Here is a 14,858-nt window from a genome sequence, read left to right on the forward strand (position 1 = left end):
GCGCTAGATTAGGTCAACATGAATGCTGAAGAACTGAGCAGGCTCCAGCGGGGCGTCGAAAAGTATTGGCCGGTGGTGCGCTGGGTGGAAACCACCGGGTCGACGAACGACGATCTCCTCAACAAAGGCGAACCCGGCACCGTGCTCATCGCGGGGGAGCAGACGGCGTCGCGCGGAAGGCTTGGTCGCAAGTGGGTAAGCCCGAAGGGTGCGCAGCTGGCGATGAGCATGGTGCTGCCTATCGACGACAACCCGCCACCGTTTGGGCTGCTGTCGATCGCGCCGGGCGTCGCGGTGACCGACGTCGTGCCGCAGGCCCAGCTCAAGTGGCCGAACGACGTGCAGATCGGCGGGAAGAAGCTCGCGGGGATTCTCTCCGGGCTTGCGGACGGGCGCGTAGTGGTCGGCATCGGCATCAACCTCAACTTTGAGCGTGAGCAGTTGCCCATTCCCACCGCAACGGCGCTGAACCTTGAGGGCATCGACGTCGACTTCGTGGACTTCACCACGCAGGTACTGTGCGCGATGGGTGAGCGTTTCGCGCAGTGGCAACAGCGTGACCCGCAGCTGCTCGCCGACTACCGCAAGGTGTGCAGCACGATTGGGCAGCACGTGCGCATTGAGCTGCACAACGGCGAGGTGGTCGGCACCGTCGATGGCGTCAACGACGAGGGCGAAGTGATCATCGACGGCACGACGTACAGCGTCGGAGATGTGCACCACCTCCGGCCGAAACAGTAGGATCTGTGCCGTGCAACAGTCGCGGGTGAAGTTTCAGCTGGCAGAGGGCGAGACCGTCCTCGCCGACACGAACCCGCCGTTAACGAGCCTCATTTTCCCGTTGCTCGAGCTCATCGTGATCACCGGGATCGCCTGGATTGCCATCGGCTGGATGGACGTCACCCCGTTTGTGAACCCCCAGGCGCACAACATCGTGGTTGCGGTGTGGGCGCTGCTGTCGGTGTGGCGCTTCGTGTTGCCGGTGGTTCGCCACCGCCGCCAGCGTTTCCTGCTCACCGACCGCCGCATCCTCGCCCGCTCGGCGCGCGGTGCGGTCGATTCCATTCCGCTGCGTCAGATTCATTCTTTTCGACGCCAGCGCGGCGGGCTGTCCATCGCCCTGTGGGGGTTCGACCAGCCGGTGTTCTTCCCGCAGGTAGGCAAGGCGCGTGCGGTGGAGCGTGCGCTGGACGAGAGCCTGCGCCGCCGCTAACTACTCCTTAATTTCCGTTGTGTGCAGCTGGCTATCCAGGTCGCTCGGGCTGAGACTGCCTGCCTGGAAGTCTGCCGTGATCGGCAGGTGCAGATCCATGTCGGTGGCGGGGCACAGCTCGATGATGGCGTCGTTAATGGTGTAGTCGAGCACGTGGCCGCCGGCTGTGCGGGCGTCGTCAATGAAGTGGACGTGGCAGCCGGGCACCCCGATGCCTTTGGCATAGGCGGGCGTGCGGAAGCCGCCGATGATGCCGTGTACGTCGGTGAAGTGGTGCTCGGCGTCATCGCCGATGGCCTCCGTCATGGGGCGGTACGGTTTCTCCTGCTTGGTCACGGTGCGGGTGACCACCTCGTCGAAGGTGCCGGTGATTCTGACGGCGTAGAAGAAGTTGTGGCTCGGCTCGAGCGCGTCGATGAACTCGGCAAGTTCCGCGCGGCGCATGCCTTTCGGCGCGTCGACGCGGATGCGCGGCACAAAGTTCGTCACGACGGTAAACGGCGTGCGTTGGTCAAGGCTGGCGACGCGCGCTTTGCCGTCGCTGGTGAGCTGGTAGCAGACGCCGTCGAGAATGATCATCTCTCCGTCGAGCCCGTCGAAGGTGCCAAGGCCGAAGTTCCCTTTGCCGAGGATGTCTCCGATGGTCAGTTCGCCTTCGTAGATGCCGTCGAGAAGCGCGGTCATCAGTGAGTTCTGGAAGATGGTGTGGCGAACAATCGCGGGATTCGTTTCAGTCATGCCCACATCGTAGCGCCCATAAGGCTAAGGTAGTTCGTTGTGAGAGACGCTCAAGGAATGCCCAGAGTTGCCGTTATCGGTGACGGTCAGCTTGCCAGAATGATGCACACGGAAGCCATCGAACTTGGACTGCAGCCCAGGGTGCTTGCAGGCGCCCCGGACGCCTCGGCCGCCCAGGTGTTTGGTGACGTCCAGCTTGGTGACTACACCAACTTCGACGACCTGCACGCGACCATTCAGGGTGCCTCGGCGATTACGTTCGACCACGAACACGTCCCAAACGAGTTCCTGCAGCGCCTGCTGGACGAAGGTTACAACGTGGAGCCGCGCCCCCAGGCGCTGATTTACGCCCAGGACAAGCTTGAGCAGCGCACCAAGCTCAAGGAGCTGGGGGCACCGGTGCCGCCGTTTGCGAAGTTTGACTCCGTGGAGGACGCCCGCGAGTTCTGGAAGCTTGTCGACGGCCGCGTGTGCGTCAAGGCGACGCGCGGAGGCTACGACGGGCACGGCGTCTGGTTCCCAGAGACCCTGCAAGAGTGCGAGCAGCTGGTCACCGATCTGCTTGAGAAGGGCGTTGTGCTCTACGCGGAAGAAAAGGTGAACTTCGCCCGCGAACTTTCCGCGATGGTGGCGCGCAACCGGGACGGCGAGGTCAAGGCGTGGCCCGTCGTCGAGTCACGGCAGGCGGACGGCGTCTGCCATATCGCGATTGCTCCAGCGCCAGAACTGCCGGCTGATGTGGCGAAACAGTGCCGTGATCTTGCCACCAATATTGCGACCAAGCTTGACGTTACGGGCGTGCTCGCCGTTGAGCTCTTCGAGTGCATCGGGGAGGACGGGGCGTCGAAAATTCTGGTCAACGAGCTTGCGATGCGCCCGCACAACACGGGGCACTGGACGCAGGACGGCTGCGTGACCTCCCAGTTTGAGCAGCACCTGCGCGCGGTCCTGAACTGGCCGCTCGGGTCCGTGGACACGCTCGAGCCGGTCACGGTGATGGTGAACACTCTCGGTGCGGAGGAGGATCTGCAGATGCCGATGGAGCAGCGCGTCATCGAGGTGATGCGCCGCTACCCGGAGGCCAAGGTGCACCTGTACGGCAAGAGCTGGCGCCCTGGGCGCAAGATGGGACACGTCAACGTCACCGGCTACGACGCCACGTCCACCTTGGCAATTGCGCAGCACGCCGCGCACTTTATTGTTCACGCGAACTGGTACTAACAGGAGGAGAGTTTCTTCATGAACGCACGCGTTGGCCTCATCATGGGCTCGGATTCGGACTGGGACACGGTTGCGCCTGCCGCAGAGGTACTTGCGGAGTTCGGGGTGCCGTTTGAGGTCGGGGTGGTCTCCGCGCACCGCACCCCTGAGAAGATGCTTGCCTATGCGAAGCAAGCACATGAACGTGGCATCCAGGTCATCATTGCGTGCGCCGGTGGGGCAGCCCACCTGCCGGGGATGGTTGCCGCGGCAACGCCACTGCCAGTCATCGGTATCCCTCGCGCATTGAAGGACCTTGACGGGCTGGATTCTCTGCTTTCCATCGTGCAGATGCCAGGGGGTGTTCCAGTCGCGACGGTGTCTATCGGCGGCGCGAAGAACGCGGGCCTGCTTGCTGTTCGGATGCTCGGTGCCGGGGATCCGGAACTAGTGGACAAGATGGCGAAGTACCAGGCCGACATGGCGGCCGAAGTTGAGCGTAAGGATGCCGCGCTGCGCAGCCGGTTGCTGGGTGAGTAGCAGTCCCATCGTGGTGCTGGGTGCGCGAATTGTCGACGGCCACCCGTCGCGCATGCTGCACGCCCGGCTCTGCAGCGCACTGCTCCGCTGGCGGACGGACGCGCACGCTGGCGTGCGGCGCGCCATCGTGGTCACCGGCCGCGGGGAGGCGGCCGTGATGGCTCGCTGGCTTGTCGAGCGCGGCGTGCCCCGTGAACTGATCATTCAGGAGCCCCATGCGTCGTCGACGAACGAAAACCTCGAGCGTACCCGCGCGTTGTTCCCGCACGCGCCGCGGCTGATCGTGGTGACCAGCAACTTCCACGTGCGCCGCACGCGCGTGTGGGCCTGGCACCTGGGGATTCCAGTGGAGATGGTGCCTGCGCGCACCCCGCGCCGCTCCCGGCCGAAGAACTACGCGCGCGAGCTCGTTGCGTTGCCGCACTCCGCGGCGCGGGTTGTGTGGCGACGCCTTATGCACAAAATGCGCTAGAGTACATCCGATGGTGCTACTTTTGGTGCCATGTGCTTCAGTCCTAGGAAGGCTCCATTCATGACACACTTACATCGCCGCATCACCGGCTTGATCACCGTTGCAGTACTGGGGGCCAGCGTGGCTTCATGCGCCGGAGATGGCCAAGACGCCACAGACGCGCCCCAGACCGACAAGGACGGTGCCGCAGTGATTGCCGGGGCCAACCAACCCGCAGAAGTCAATGGGGTCGATTTGCATTTTCTCGCGATGATGACACCGCATCACCAGCAAGCCGTGGACATGAGCGAGATCATCCTGGCCGCCGATGGCATCAGCGAAGCCACCGCGGACTTGGCCGAACGGATTAAAATCGGGCAACAAGAAGAAATCGACACCATGGTCGACTGGGCTGAACAATGGGACCAGGGTGACTTGATGGCACATCACGCCCCACACATTGCCAATGGCATGATCACTCCAGAACAGATGGACCAGCTGAAATCACTTTCGGGCGAGGAAGCAGACACCCGGTTCCTCCAGCTCATGCACTTCCATCACGCGGGTGCCGTTGCCATGACCCAAGACCAAATCGACAACGGCGGCTACCAGCCTCTCGTGGAACTGGCTCAACAAATGGTCGACGTGCAAACCGCTGAGATGCACGAGATGGAACAACTCCTGGAAGCCAGAGGCGAAAGCCTGCTGACTGAGTAACCAACCTGGATAAACGAAGCGGGAGCGCGTTAACCCGGGTATAAGTTCGTAGTGCACCTGTAATACGACTGAAAGGGAACACCCATGACCGCCAACTTCAACGCCGCGCAAAGCAAGCAGACCGCCGACGGCTTCTTCTCCGCGCTTTTCGACTTCTCCTTCTCCCAGTACATCACCCTGAAGTTCGCCCGCGTGATCTACCTGATCTCCGCAGTCTTCATCGGACTGTGCTGGGGTCTTCGGCCTTTTGGTGTCGCTGGCTACGTTCAGTGTTGGTTTTGGCACCGGCCTGCTCATGCTGATCGGCTTCCTTCTCTTCGGTACGCTTTTCGCGCTGTTCTCATTGATCAGCGCGCGCGTCACCCTCGAATTCATGGTCTCGGCGATCAAGACGGCGCAGAACACTTCCGAGATCGCAGCGGCGCAGCGTCGTTAGGGGTCGCTAGACCCCGCCCGGCAAACTGTGCAGAGTGAGGCCGCGCGCGGCGGCAGCCTCGCCGAAGCGCGCAACGAAATCGGCCGAGCGCTTGCCGGAGGCGCAGTAGACCACGACCTCGCCCGCGCCACGCAGCTCGTCGAGGAGCGTAAGCGCGGCGTCCGGGTCTTCGCGCCACACCGAGGCCGGCAGGTGGAAGGACGCGTGCGGCAGGTCCTTGATCGCTTTTTCACCGAGTTCGCGCACGTCCAGCGCTGTGGCGTGACCATCCGCGACCTGCGCGAGTAGGCGCGTTTTCTCGCCGTCTGGCGGCAGCATACACGGGGCAGCTTCGGCGACGAGTTCGGTGACCAGCTCGCGCTGCGGGTCGGCAGCGACCTCGAAGCGCCGGAGCGTCCCGGCGAGCGCCTCGTAGACATGGAGCACACCGACCTCGGCGTCCATGCCCGCGAGGTATTTCACGGCCTCCGTGGCCATCAGCCCGCCGACGACCGAGGTCGTCACCCCGAGCACGCCGGCGGTGGCGCAGTCCGGAGTGTCCTCGGGTGCCGGGTGGGTGGGGTAGAGGTCGCGTAGCCCGACCCCGCGTGCATCCGGTCCGGAGTACCACAGCGCGAGCTCGCCGTGGAAGCGCAGCACCGAGCCCCACACCAGGGGCGTGCCGGTGAGTTCTGCGGCGTCGCCGGCGAGGAATTTCGTGGTGAAGGTATCGGAGCCGTCGATGACCAGGTCGTGCTCGCGGAACAGCCCAGGTGCGTTGGAGGTGTCGAGGCGCTTGCGCAGCGGCACGATCGTGGCGTCTGCGCGGTGTCGGCGCAGCTGCTCGGCTGCCACCTCCACCTTGGGCCGGCCCACGTCGGAGGCGCTAAACAGAATCTGGCGGTGGATGTTGGTGTCATCCACCACGTCATCATCAATCACCGTGATCGTGCCGACACCTGTGGCCGCCAGCGCCTGCATCACCGGGCAGCCGAGCCCGCCCGCGCCGATGACAAGCACCCGCGCGCGGTTCAGCGCCTCTTGGCCCGCTAGCCCGAAGCCGGGCAGCAGCGTTTGGCGCGCGGTGCGCCGCAGCTCAGCGTGAGGCAGGCTCATAGGACCTCATCCGCCCAGCTCGCTAGGCCATCAAAGCTTGACGACGCCAACGCCCCTTCCGCATGCGTCCGCCGCGGAATCCGACCCGCATCCCGCGCGAGCCGGCCAGCCTCGACCGCGTGTCGCATCGCACGCGCCATCGCGACCGGGTCCTGGCAACGGTTGACCGCGCTGGCGAGCAGCACGCCGTCGCAGCCGAGTTCCATGGCCAAGGTGGCGTCGGAAGCGGTGCCGACGCCGGCGTCGAGAAGCACGGGCACCTGCGCACGCGCGCAGATCAGCTCGATGTTGTGCGGGTTCAAAATGCCAAGGCCGGTGCCGATCGGAGAGCCGAGCGGCATCACCGCATGCACCCCAACCTGCTCCAGGCGGGCGGCGACGACCGGGTCGTCGGAGGTGTAGGCAAGCACGACGAAGCCTTCGGCGACGAGGAGCTCGCAGGCGTCGACAAGCTCGACGACGTCCGGCAGCAGCGTGTGCTCGTCCGCGATGACCTCCACCTTGACCCAGTTCGTGCCGAGCGCCTCGCGCGCCAGTTGCGCGGTGAGCACCGCGTCGCGGGCGGTGCGGCAGCCCGCAGTATTCGGCAGGGGATCGATGCCGAGCCGGGTGAGCATCTCGAAGACGCTCTCGCCGCCATTGGTGCGGGCGGCATGCCGACGCATCGCCACGGTGGTCAGCTGCGTGCCGCTGGCCACCAGCGCGTCCTCGAGCAACTGCTGGCTGGTCGCCCCGCCGGTGCCCATGATCAGGTGGGAGTCGAATTTCTTGTCGGCGATGTTCAGCACGTCTAGCCTCCTTGGACGGCGGTGAGGATGTCGACGGTGTCGGCGTCGGCAAGCGAGCTGTCCCAGCGACTTGCGGGCACAACCTTGCCATTGACAGCGACGGCGACGCCTTCTGCGTGGCCGACGACCTCCTCGACCAGCGACCGCACAGTCGGCGCGGTGTCGAAGGTATGGGGCTTCTCGTTGATGATGATGCGCATGATGCTCCTTTACAGTTCGTGGCGGCCGGGGTCGCAGTCGGAAATATCGACGGTGGTTTCGCGGTCCAGCCCGAGGTCGGCGCCGACGCGCGCGCCGAGCGCTGCCAGCAGGATGCCGTGGCGGAAATAACCGGTGGAGACCACCAGGTTCTCGCCGCGCAGCCCCAGGTAGGGCAGGTCGTCGGGCGTGCCTGGGCGATTGCCGACGAGCGCCTCAACCAGCTCGCAGTCCTCGATGGCGGGGACGACGCGGATGGCGTCGCGAAGCAGCGTATACACGCCATCGACGGCGGGCCGCACGCGCGCGTCTTCGCGGCTGGTTGCGCCCACGGCGATGGTGCCGTCGGTGCGCGGGATGATGTAGACGGGGCGGTCCTCGACGAAGGCGCGCACGACCCGGCCGACCGGCATGCGGCCGGTAAGACGCAGCATGTCGCCGCGCACCGGTCGCAGGTTCAGCGGCAGACCGAGCGCGCTGGCACCGAGACCGTTGCACGCGTAGATGGTGTCGCCGCGCAGGCTGCCGGTGCTGGTTTCGACGCCCACGCAGGTTTCGCCCTCCCAGCGCAGTGCTGTGGCCTGCTCGCGAACCAGCGTCACGCCGCGCGATGCAAGCTCGCGCAGCAGAGCGGCGGCGAACATGCGCGGGTTGACCTGGTGGTCGCCGGGGATCTCCACCACGCTGGCCAGCTGGGGGCTTAGGCCCGGCTCCTGCGCCCGCGCCTGGCGCAGCGTGAGGCGGTCGACGTCCATGCCGTGGGCGTGCTGGTGCTCGGTGAGCTCGCGCAGGTGGGTAGCGTCGGCGCGGTCGGCGGCGACCACGAAGGTCGACTCGGTGCGGTACCCAACCTCGATGCCCGGCAGGTCTGCGATCAGCGAAGGATAGAGCGCCGCCGACTCCAACATCAGCGGATAGAGCGGCTCCTGGCGGTACTGCACTTCCGCGGCCGGGGCGAGCATGCCGCCGGCCACGTTGGTCGCGCCGCTTGCCGGGGCCGGGTCCACCAGCGCGATCCTGCGGGGATCCACCCCGCGGCGTGTGAGCTCGAACGCGGTGGTCAGGCCGATGATGCCGGCGCCGACGATGACGTGCTCGAAACTACTCACGACGCTTCCTCGAAATCCTTGACGATACCCGCCGCCATCGCGCGCGGGTCCTCAGCGTGCATGAAACCGCGGACGATCGCCACGCCGGCCACGCCCGTGGCGGCAAGCGCGGCGGCATCCGTGGCGTGTACGTCGCCGATCGCCACGACCGGTACCTGCGAGGCCTCGACCAGCGCCGGGTAGCCGTCGAGGCCAAGTGGGGCGCGGCCGGAGTCCTTCGTCGGGGTCGGGCGGAAGGGGCCCGCGCCGACGTAATCGATCACGTCGGCGTACGCGTTCGCCGCCTCCACCAGTGCGAGCGTGCCGGTGGTCAGTCCGAGGATCGCGTCCGGCCCGAGCAGTTCGCGCGCGGCGCGCGGGTCCATGTCGTCCTGGCCGATGTGCGCGCCGTGGATGTGGTGGGTGCGCATGAGGCGGGCGGCGAGGGGAACGTTGTCGTCGATAAGCACGCGCGTGCGCGGGTTCGCCGCGGCGACCGCATCGGCGACCTCGCACGCGAGACGCTCGAGGTCGGCTTTGGCGATCGGCTTGCTGCGCACCTGGATCACGCCCGCCCCGCCGGCCGCGGCTTCGGCGGCGACGCGCGCGACATCGGCGGTAGGCTGGCCCGTGACGAAATAGCAGCGTAGGTCGAGCGACTTAGGCATCGCGCACCACCCACGCGCGGTCGGCCTGGTCGAAGAAATCGCGCTCGTAGCGCGAGGCGACCGCACACGCGCGCACCGCCGCGTCCAGGGCGTCGGGGTTCGCCTCAAGGGTGGCCTCGCAGCGGTCGATCGCGCCGCGCACCGCCTCGTAGAAACCGTTGCCCGAGTAGGTGGCCAGCCAGTCGTGGTAGGGATGCGAGGCGTGGTTGTGCTCCGCGAGGCGCGCGCCGACCTCGTAGTAGAGCCAGTAGCAGGGCAGCACCGCCGCCTGCCCGAGCGCCGCCGACTCGCCGAGGGCGGAGGCGAGCAGGAAATCGGTGTAGGCGCGTGTGACCGGCGACGGCAGCGTCTCGCGGCCAAGATCGGCGAGCCAGGTGCGTTGCATCTCTTGCTCGTCGGTGATCGCGGCGTCCGCATCCTTTGCCCACGCGCCGCCAAGCGCGTGCAGCGAGCGCGCGTACTTGGTCAGGTAGTAGGCGTCCTGCTCGAGGTAGAACATGAAGTCGGCGTGGTCGAGGGTGCCGTCGGCAAGCGTGCGGATGAACGGCAGCTCCATAATCGCGGTGAGGTACGGCGCCGAGGCGTCCCACAGCGCCTGGGTGTACGGGCCAGCAGGCGTGGCGAGTGGCGCGGTTGGTGGGGCGTCGATGCGCAGGAAGCGCTCGGGGTTGCAGTCGGCGGCGCGCTGCATGCGGCGGCCGACGTGCCCGTGGTCGACGGGGCCGCGGCCGTGTCCAACGGCGAGCGCGTCGGCGTGCGCAATCGCCTCGTACAGCCAGCGCGACGCCCACTCGGTCGCCGCCGACGTATCGAAGCCGGCGCCCAGGCGCGTCGCCAGCGCCGAGGAAAAAGAGCAGCCCGTGCCGTGCGTGTTCTTCGTGTTCACGCGGCTTACCGACACGTGGTGCACGCGCTCGGCGGTCACCACGGCGTTGTCTGCGCGCGGGCCGGTGAGGTGCCCGCCCTTGACAATCACGGTTGTGTCCAGCTTTTTCGCCAGCCCCTGCGCCTGCGCGATCGCGGTGTCGAAGTCGGTGGCCGGGTCTTCGCCGGTGAGGACGGCGAGTTCGGGGAGGTTGGGCGTGATGATGTCGGCAAGCGAGGCGAGCTCGCGCAGCGCGACTTCCGCCTCGGGCGTCAGGAGCCTATCGCTTGACGACGCCACCATCACCGGATCCAACACCACCGCGGCCTCTCGTGCGTGTGTGGTGAGGAATTCGCGCACGACCTCGATGATTTCGGTGGTGCCGAGCATGCCGATCTTGATCGCGTCGACCGCCACATCATCGGTGACGGAGCGCAGCTGTGTGCGCAGAAAGTCGATCGGCGGGGTGAAAATCTCCTGCACACCGGTGGTGTTCTGGGCGACCAGCGAGGTCACTACGCTGTAGGAAAAGCCGCCGGCGGCCTGGATGGATTTGATATCGGCTTGGACGCCTGCGCCTCCGGTCGGGTCGGTGCCAGCAATCGTGAGGATGCGGGGCAGGGCAGGTGCATTCATGTGGGACATCCCTTCGCTAGGTTGAGCTAGAGCAGGTTCGACGGGTCTGATCTCAGCACCACTTCGGGGTGCACCCCGTGTCACATTGGTGACACTAGCACAGCGCGAATCCTGCCCTGCGCACGATCGCAGCGGCAAAAACCAGACCTATATTAGGCGTATGGATTGGGCTGCCGGTTCTCTTTTGAGCTGAAAGTGGAATGCTTCTCACAATCGCTTGTTTGTGCAGCGTGTGGGTGTTTATTGTGGGTGGCATGATACTCGTAGACGCATTAATCGCCGGCGAAGTACCAGTCCGACATGGCGGCTGAAGTTGAGCGTAAGGACGCCGCGCTGCGTGAGCGTCTGCTCGGCGAGGAGTGATTTAGTCTTCGCCTGCGCGCCACTGGCGCCACCGGCGAATCAGCCACCACAGTGCTGCGACGAAGGCGGCAAGAACGAGGCCCGGCCAGATTGATGGCTCGGGCTTTGTGATGTTGATGGCGGCCTGTACGAAGGCGAGCAGGGTGAAGAACCCTACGAACCCAATGATTGTTTGCCAGAGCAGATCCTGGCGCTGTGAGGGCCGTTGCACTCGTTAGAGGCGGGGGCCGAAGTTCAGGCCCATGTGCGGGGCAGCGAAGTATAGCCACCCGGCCATCAGGGCCCCGAGTACTGCCAAGAGCCCAACCACAACTCCGGCGACCTCAAGCGCGTTTGCTTCTTCCTTGGTCACACCACCGTTTGCGGTGGTGTTGGTGGTGACGTTGGTGGTCACTGTCGTGCCGTTGTTATCGGCGTTGGTGTGCACCGTTGCGGTGGTTTCGGCGTGTGCCGTGCCAGTCATGCCGCTCAGTACCAGGGAGGATGCGAGTGCGGTTGCCGTCGCGATTCGGAGTGTGGTGTGGTGCATAGCTGCTCTTTCTAGGGGCGGGAAGTAATAAAGTGAATACAGCTTAATCTAGACATAAGAAAAAGTTAAGTCAGCCCTTCACGCCGCCGGCTGTGAGGCCAGACACAATACGGCGCTGGAATACCAGCACCATGATGATCAGCGGAATCGTCACCAGCGAGCCCGCCGCCATAATCGCAGCGTACGGGTACTCGAAGGCGCTCGGCCCCGAGAATCGTGCAATTGCGACGGTGACAGGTTCAGTCGCCGTGGACGACAGCTGGCGCGCCAACATAAATTCATTCCAGGTGGTGATAAACGCCAGGATGGCCGTCGTGAAGATGGCCGGTGCTGCCAACGGCAGCAAGATGAGGCGAAATGCCTGGCCGCGGGAGGCGCCGTCGACACGCGCTGCTTCCTCGAGCTCCCAAGGAAGTTGCTGGAAGAACGACACCAGCGTGTAGATAGTCAGGGGGAGGGCGAATGAGATGTTCGGGATGATCATGGCACGGTATGTGCCGATCCACCCGAGGTCACCGAACAGCTGGAACAGGGGAGTGACAAGCGCAATGCCAGGGAACATCGAGGCCGCCAAAATGATGCCCGTGATGAATCCCTTGCCGCGGAAGTCCAGGCGAGCAAGCGCGTAGGCGGTGAACACGCCCACGGCGACCGCCAACGCCGTCGTCGCCAACGAGATAATCAGCGAGTTGAAAATCGCCCCGAGGAAGTCATTGCCGGCGTCCGTGGCCAGCGCGTCCCGGTAGTTCTCGAGGGTGACGTGCGTGGGCCACGGCGTGGTATCGAACGTGAACCGCTTGTCCCGCAGCGCCGTGATCACCATCCAATAAAACGGGGCGAGCCCCCAGAACATGATGAAGATGATGCCTGCGTAGTGGCCGAGTCGTTTCATCGCGCTGCCGCCTCCTTCTTCTCCTGCTTGCGCTTCGCGCGCCGGGCTTCACGCTGTTCGTTCGCGCCACCAACGTTCGCTCCGAGGAACCGCACCATGACGAACGCAACCGCGAAGATCAGCAGGAAGATGAGAGTCGACAGCGCCGAGGCCGAGTTGAAGTTGCCCTGACGCATATCCTCAACCACCAGCTGCGAAATTGTCGCGGTAGGGGAGTTCGAGGAGCCCGAAATCATGATGACCGGCAGGTCGTACATGCGCAGCGCGTCGAGCGTACGGAAGAGCACCGCCACCATGAGCGCTGGCCGCACCAACGGCAGGGTGATGCTGGTGAAAGTCTGCCATGCGGAGGCGCCGTCGACGCGCGCGGCCTCGTAGACGTCCTTCGGAATCATTTGCAGGCCTGCGAGGATGAGCAGCGCCATAAACGGCGTGGTCTTCCACACGTCGGCGATGATCACCGCGAAGCGTGCCGCCCACGGGTCAGTTGTCCACGCCACGCTCGCGCCCAGCAGCGAGTTCACGATACCGCTCGGTGCGAACATGAACTGCCACAACTTCGCGGTCACCGCGGTTGGGATCGCCCAAGGGATGAGTACGGCCGCGCGGATCAGACCGCGGGCGCGCGACGGCCGGTTCATGATGATGGCCATCCCGATACCGAGCACTGTCTCCAAGGCGACGGTGACCACGGTGAAGAAGAGTGTCACCGACACTGCTGGCCAGAAGTCGGTCGCAAGCACGCCAGGAGGGCAGGCACCCACCACGCCCGACGGCGTCATACAGCGGTTCGACAGCCAGTACAAGTAATTATCGACGCCAGCAAAGCCACCATCGACGAACACTCCGGTAGAGGCGTCGAGGTGCCGGTTGGACTGGAATGAAAGCCATATTGCGCGGACGATCGGGTAGCCGATCACCACCGCCAACACCAGCAAGGCGGGCGCGACGAGCGCTGCTGCCTTCGTGGTATCGCGAGGCTTGGATGGAGATGTGCTCATCGCGGGCCTTTGCAAAGTAGACGGGAAGATGGAGATATACGAACTATAACGCCCGCCCGAACACAGTCCGGGCGGGCGTTCTGCTCATACGACGTATCGTATTAGGAAGCCTGCTTGATAGCAGCTGCCATGTCGGCGGTGGCGTCATCGACGCTCTTACCGGCGGTCAGTGCTGCGTAGGCGTTGTCCTGGATAGCCTTCGAGATCGCAGGGTAGAACGGGGAAACCGGGCGAGGCTGCGCGTTCTCCAGCGAAACCTTCAGTGCTGGCAGGTATGGGTGCTTTGCAACCAGCTCGGCGTCGTCGTAGATCGATGCGAGCACTGGTGGGAAGGATGCTTCAGCGAACGAGAGCTGGTTGTCTTCGTTGATGATGAACTCGATGAAGTCCTTCGCGGTCTGCTTGTGCTTGGAGTTGACGTTGATGCCGTTGTTGTAGCCACCGAGGGTGGAAACACCCACGCCGTCCTTGCCAACCAGCGGCTGGACCTCAAAGTTCACGCCAGCTTCCTGGGCGTTGGTGTACATGTACGGCCAGTTGATCGCCAGGGCGGTGTTGCCCTCGGTGAACGCGAGGTTGGTTTCCTCCTCGGTTGCTGCCGTAGAGCTCTTGGCGATGACGCCGTCGTTGTATGCGTCAACGAGTGCCTGCAGTCCGGCCTTTGCGGCGTCGGACTCGACGGTTGGCTCGCCGGCGTCGTCAAGGACGCTGCCGCCCCAGCCGTTGATGAAGCCGAGTGTGTTCACGGTCAGGCCCTCGTACTGCTTGAGCTGGGTGGTCAGGCAGTCTCCCTCGACCTCCTTGCAGGCGGCAATGACGTCATCGAAGGTGTCAGGCGCGCTTGGGACCTTGTCGACGTTTCGGAACAGCAGCTGGCCGTTCGTGTTCTGCGGCAGGGCGTAGAGCTTGCCGCCGTAGGTCGCGGAGTCGACGGTGGACTGCAGCAAGCCGGAGGTGTCGATGGCGTAATCGCCCTCGAGTGGCTCGAGCCACTGGTTCGCTGCGAAGTCGGCCGTCCACACAACGTCGAGGGCCATCACGTCGTAGTCGGCGTTACCCGCCTGGAGGGACTGCACGAGCGTATCGCGCTGGTCGTCGGCCTCGCCGGCGAGCTCAGAGAGGGTGACCTGCTCATCTGGGTGAGCCTCGTTCCACTTCTCGATGATCGGCTTGAGCTTGTCCGTGTCATTGCGGCCCATGGCGAACGTGATCGGGCCGCGCTCCGCGCCGCCCTCGGAAGCGGAGGTGCCGGAGTCCTTGTTGGTGTCCGCTGCCTCGTTGTCAGAAGAGCAACCGGTCAGAGCTGCGCCAGCGAGCGCAATTGCACAGAGGGTTGCACCAGTCGTACGGAGTTTCATTCATCCGCCTTTCGTTGGGTCATGTGTGACTCGTGTGAATTCGGTGTCTTCAATCTAGTGAAAAACTGGACCCGGGCGCGCA

19 protein-coding genes and 1 riboswitch are annotated in these 14,858 nt (G+C 64.8%); of the genes, 7 read left to right on the top strand and 12 right to left on the bottom strand.

All coding sequences use genetic code 11. The features are described 5' to 3' along the window. Nucleotides 1-18 precede the first annotated feature (18 nt). Together HMPREF3170_RS03210 and HMPREF3170_RS03215 are read left to right on the top strand one after the other, a co-directional pair. Entirely contained in the window at nucleotides 19-741 is a 723-nt protein-coding gene (locus tag HMPREF3170_RS03210) for a biotin--[acetyl-CoA-carboxylase] ligase (protein WP_070477685.1), read from the top strand. 10 nt (nucleotides 742-751) lie between these two features. Then, nucleotides 752-1,213 carry a hypothetical protein gene (locus tag HMPREF3170_RS03215; RefSeq protein WP_246814899.1) on the top strand — a complete coding sequence of 154 codons (462 nt, stop codon included), beginning with the start codon at nucleotides 752-754 and terminating at the stop codon, nucleotides 1,211-1,213. On the opposite strand, the gene budA is transcribed toward HMPREF3170_RS03215, so the two are convergent. Then, nucleotides 1,214-1,951 carry an acetolactate decarboxylase gene (gene budA, locus HMPREF3170_RS03220; RefSeq protein ID WP_070477688.1) on the bottom strand — a complete coding sequence of 246 codons (738 nt, stop codon included), beginning with the start codon at nucleotides 1,949-1,951 and terminating at the stop codon, nucleotides 1,214-1,216. Nucleotides 1,952-2,008: 57 nt separating this feature from the next. Here budA and HMPREF3170_RS03225 point away from each other — a divergent pair, with 57 nt between their 5' ends. The 5 genes from HMPREF3170_RS03225 (at nucleotide 2,009) to HMPREF3170_RS03245 (ending at nucleotide 5,295) form a co-directional block, all read left to right on the top strand. Next, nucleotides 2,009-3,172, top strand: a complete 1,164-nt coding sequence (locus HMPREF3170_RS03225; RefSeq protein WP_070477690.1) for a 5-(carboxyamino)imidazole ribonucleotide synthase — start codon at nucleotides 2,009-2,011, stop codon at nucleotides 3,170-3,172. Between the two features lie 18 nt (nucleotides 3,173-3,190). Then, complete coding sequence (gene purE, locus HMPREF3170_RS03230) at nucleotides 3,191-3,691, top strand: 5-(carboxyamino)imidazole ribonucleotide mutase (protein WP_070362972.1); 501 nt, start codon at nucleotides 3,191-3,193, stop codon at nucleotides 3,689-3,691. After that, entirely contained in the window at nucleotides 3,684-4,163 is a 480-nt protein-coding gene (locus HMPREF3170_RS03235; RefSeq protein ID WP_071572702.1) for a YdcF family protein, read from the top strand. The genes purE and HMPREF3170_RS03235 overlap by 8 nt, the downstream gene beginning before the upstream one ends. A gap of 60 nt (nucleotides 4,164-4,223) precedes the next feature. Beyond that, nucleotides 4,224-4,859 (top strand): DUF305 domain-containing protein, encoded by a 636-nt coding sequence (locus HMPREF3170_RS03240; protein WP_070477692.1) that lies wholly within the window; start codon nucleotides 4,224-4,226, stop codon nucleotides 4,857-4,859. Between the two features lie 250 nt (nucleotides 4,860-5,109). Beyond that, on the top strand, nucleotides 5,110-5,295 hold the full coding sequence (locus tag HMPREF3170_RS03245) for a DUF4282 domain-containing protein (RefSeq protein WP_240492828.1): 186 nt from the start codon (nucleotides 5,110-5,112) through the stop codon (nucleotides 5,293-5,295). A gap of 6 nt (nucleotides 5,296-5,301) precedes the next feature. On the opposite strand, the gene HMPREF3170_RS03250 is transcribed toward HMPREF3170_RS03245, so the two are convergent. From HMPREF3170_RS03250 to HMPREF3170_RS03300, 11 genes are all read right to left on the bottom strand, one after another. Beyond that, the gene (locus HMPREF3170_RS03250; RefSeq protein ID WP_070477696.1) at nucleotides 5,302-6,390 is read right to left on the bottom strand and encodes a ThiF family adenylyltransferase; all 1,089 of its coding nucleotides are present in this window, start codon (nucleotides 6,388-6,390) and stop codon (nucleotides 5,302-5,304) included. Further along, a complete protein-coding gene (locus HMPREF3170_RS03255) occupies nucleotides 6,387-7,178 on the bottom strand; it encodes a thiazole synthase (protein WP_070362967.1) in 792 nt (263 codons plus the stop codon). The genes HMPREF3170_RS03250 and HMPREF3170_RS03255 overlap by 4 nt, the downstream gene beginning before the upstream one ends. Before the next feature lie 2 nt (nucleotides 7,179-7,180). Further along, nucleotides 7,181-7,378 carry a sulfur carrier protein ThiS gene (thiS, locus tag HMPREF3170_RS03260; RefSeq protein WP_070362966.1) on the bottom strand — a complete coding sequence of 66 codons (198 nt, stop codon included), beginning with the start codon at nucleotides 7,376-7,378 and terminating at the stop codon, nucleotides 7,181-7,183. A gap of 9 nt (nucleotides 7,379-7,387) precedes the next feature. Next, complete coding sequence (gene thiO / locus HMPREF3170_RS03265; RefSeq protein ID WP_070362965.1) at nucleotides 7,388-8,485, bottom strand: glycine oxidase ThiO; 1,098 nt, start codon at nucleotides 8,483-8,485, stop codon at nucleotides 7,388-7,390. Then, on the bottom strand, nucleotides 8,482-9,132 hold the full coding sequence (locus HMPREF3170_RS03270; RefSeq protein ID WP_070362964.1) for a thiamine phosphate synthase: 651 nt from the start codon (nucleotides 9,130-9,132) through the stop codon (nucleotides 8,482-8,484). The genes thiO and HMPREF3170_RS03270 overlap by 4 nt, the downstream gene beginning before the upstream one ends. Next, on the bottom strand, nucleotides 9,125-10,633 hold the full coding sequence (locus tag HMPREF3170_RS03275; RefSeq protein WP_070477698.1) for a bifunctional hydroxymethylpyrimidine kinase/phosphomethylpyrimidine kinase: 1,509 nt from the start codon (nucleotides 10,631-10,633) through the stop codon (nucleotides 9,125-9,127). Before HMPREF3170_RS03275 ends, HMPREF3170_RS03270 begins: the two co-directional genes overlap by 8 nt. Continuing rightward, nucleotides 10,625-10,721: riboswitch (TPP riboswitch) on the bottom strand. It overlaps the preceding gene by 9 nt. A gap of 276 nt (nucleotides 10,722-10,997) precedes the next feature. Then, the gene (locus HMPREF3170_RS03280; RefSeq protein WP_070477699.1) at nucleotides 10,998-11,207 is read right to left on the bottom strand and encodes a PEP-CTERM sorting domain-containing protein; all 210 of its coding nucleotides are present in this window, start codon (nucleotides 11,205-11,207) and stop codon (nucleotides 10,998-11,000) included. A 3-nt stretch (nucleotides 11,208-11,210) separates the two neighbouring features. Next, the gene (locus HMPREF3170_RS03285; RefSeq protein WP_070362961.1) at nucleotides 11,211-11,525 is read right to left on the bottom strand and encodes a hypothetical protein; all 315 of its coding nucleotides are present in this window, start codon (nucleotides 11,523-11,525) and stop codon (nucleotides 11,211-11,213) included. 70 nt (nucleotides 11,526-11,595) lie between these two features. Then, complete coding sequence (locus HMPREF3170_RS03290) at nucleotides 11,596-12,417, bottom strand: carbohydrate ABC transporter permease (RefSeq protein ID WP_070477701.1); 822 nt, start codon at nucleotides 12,415-12,417, stop codon at nucleotides 11,596-11,598. Further along, entirely contained in the window at nucleotides 12,414-13,418 is a 1,005-nt protein-coding gene (locus tag HMPREF3170_RS03295) for a carbohydrate ABC transporter permease (protein WP_070477703.1), read from the bottom strand. Before HMPREF3170_RS03295 ends, HMPREF3170_RS03290 begins: the two co-directional genes overlap by 4 nt. A 101-nt stretch (nucleotides 13,419-13,519) precedes the next feature. Beyond that, nucleotides 13,520-14,776, bottom strand: a complete 1,257-nt coding sequence (locus HMPREF3170_RS03300) for an ABC transporter substrate-binding protein (protein ID WP_070477704.1) — start codon at nucleotides 14,774-14,776, stop codon at nucleotides 13,520-13,522. Nucleotides 14,777-14,858 lie beyond the last annotated feature (82 nt).

Source organism: Corynebacterium sp. HMSC08D02, assembly GCF_001807505.1.
GTDB classification, from domain to species: Bacteria; Actinomycetota; Actinomycetes; order Mycobacteriales; family Mycobacteriaceae; genus Corynebacterium; species Corynebacterium pseudogenitalium.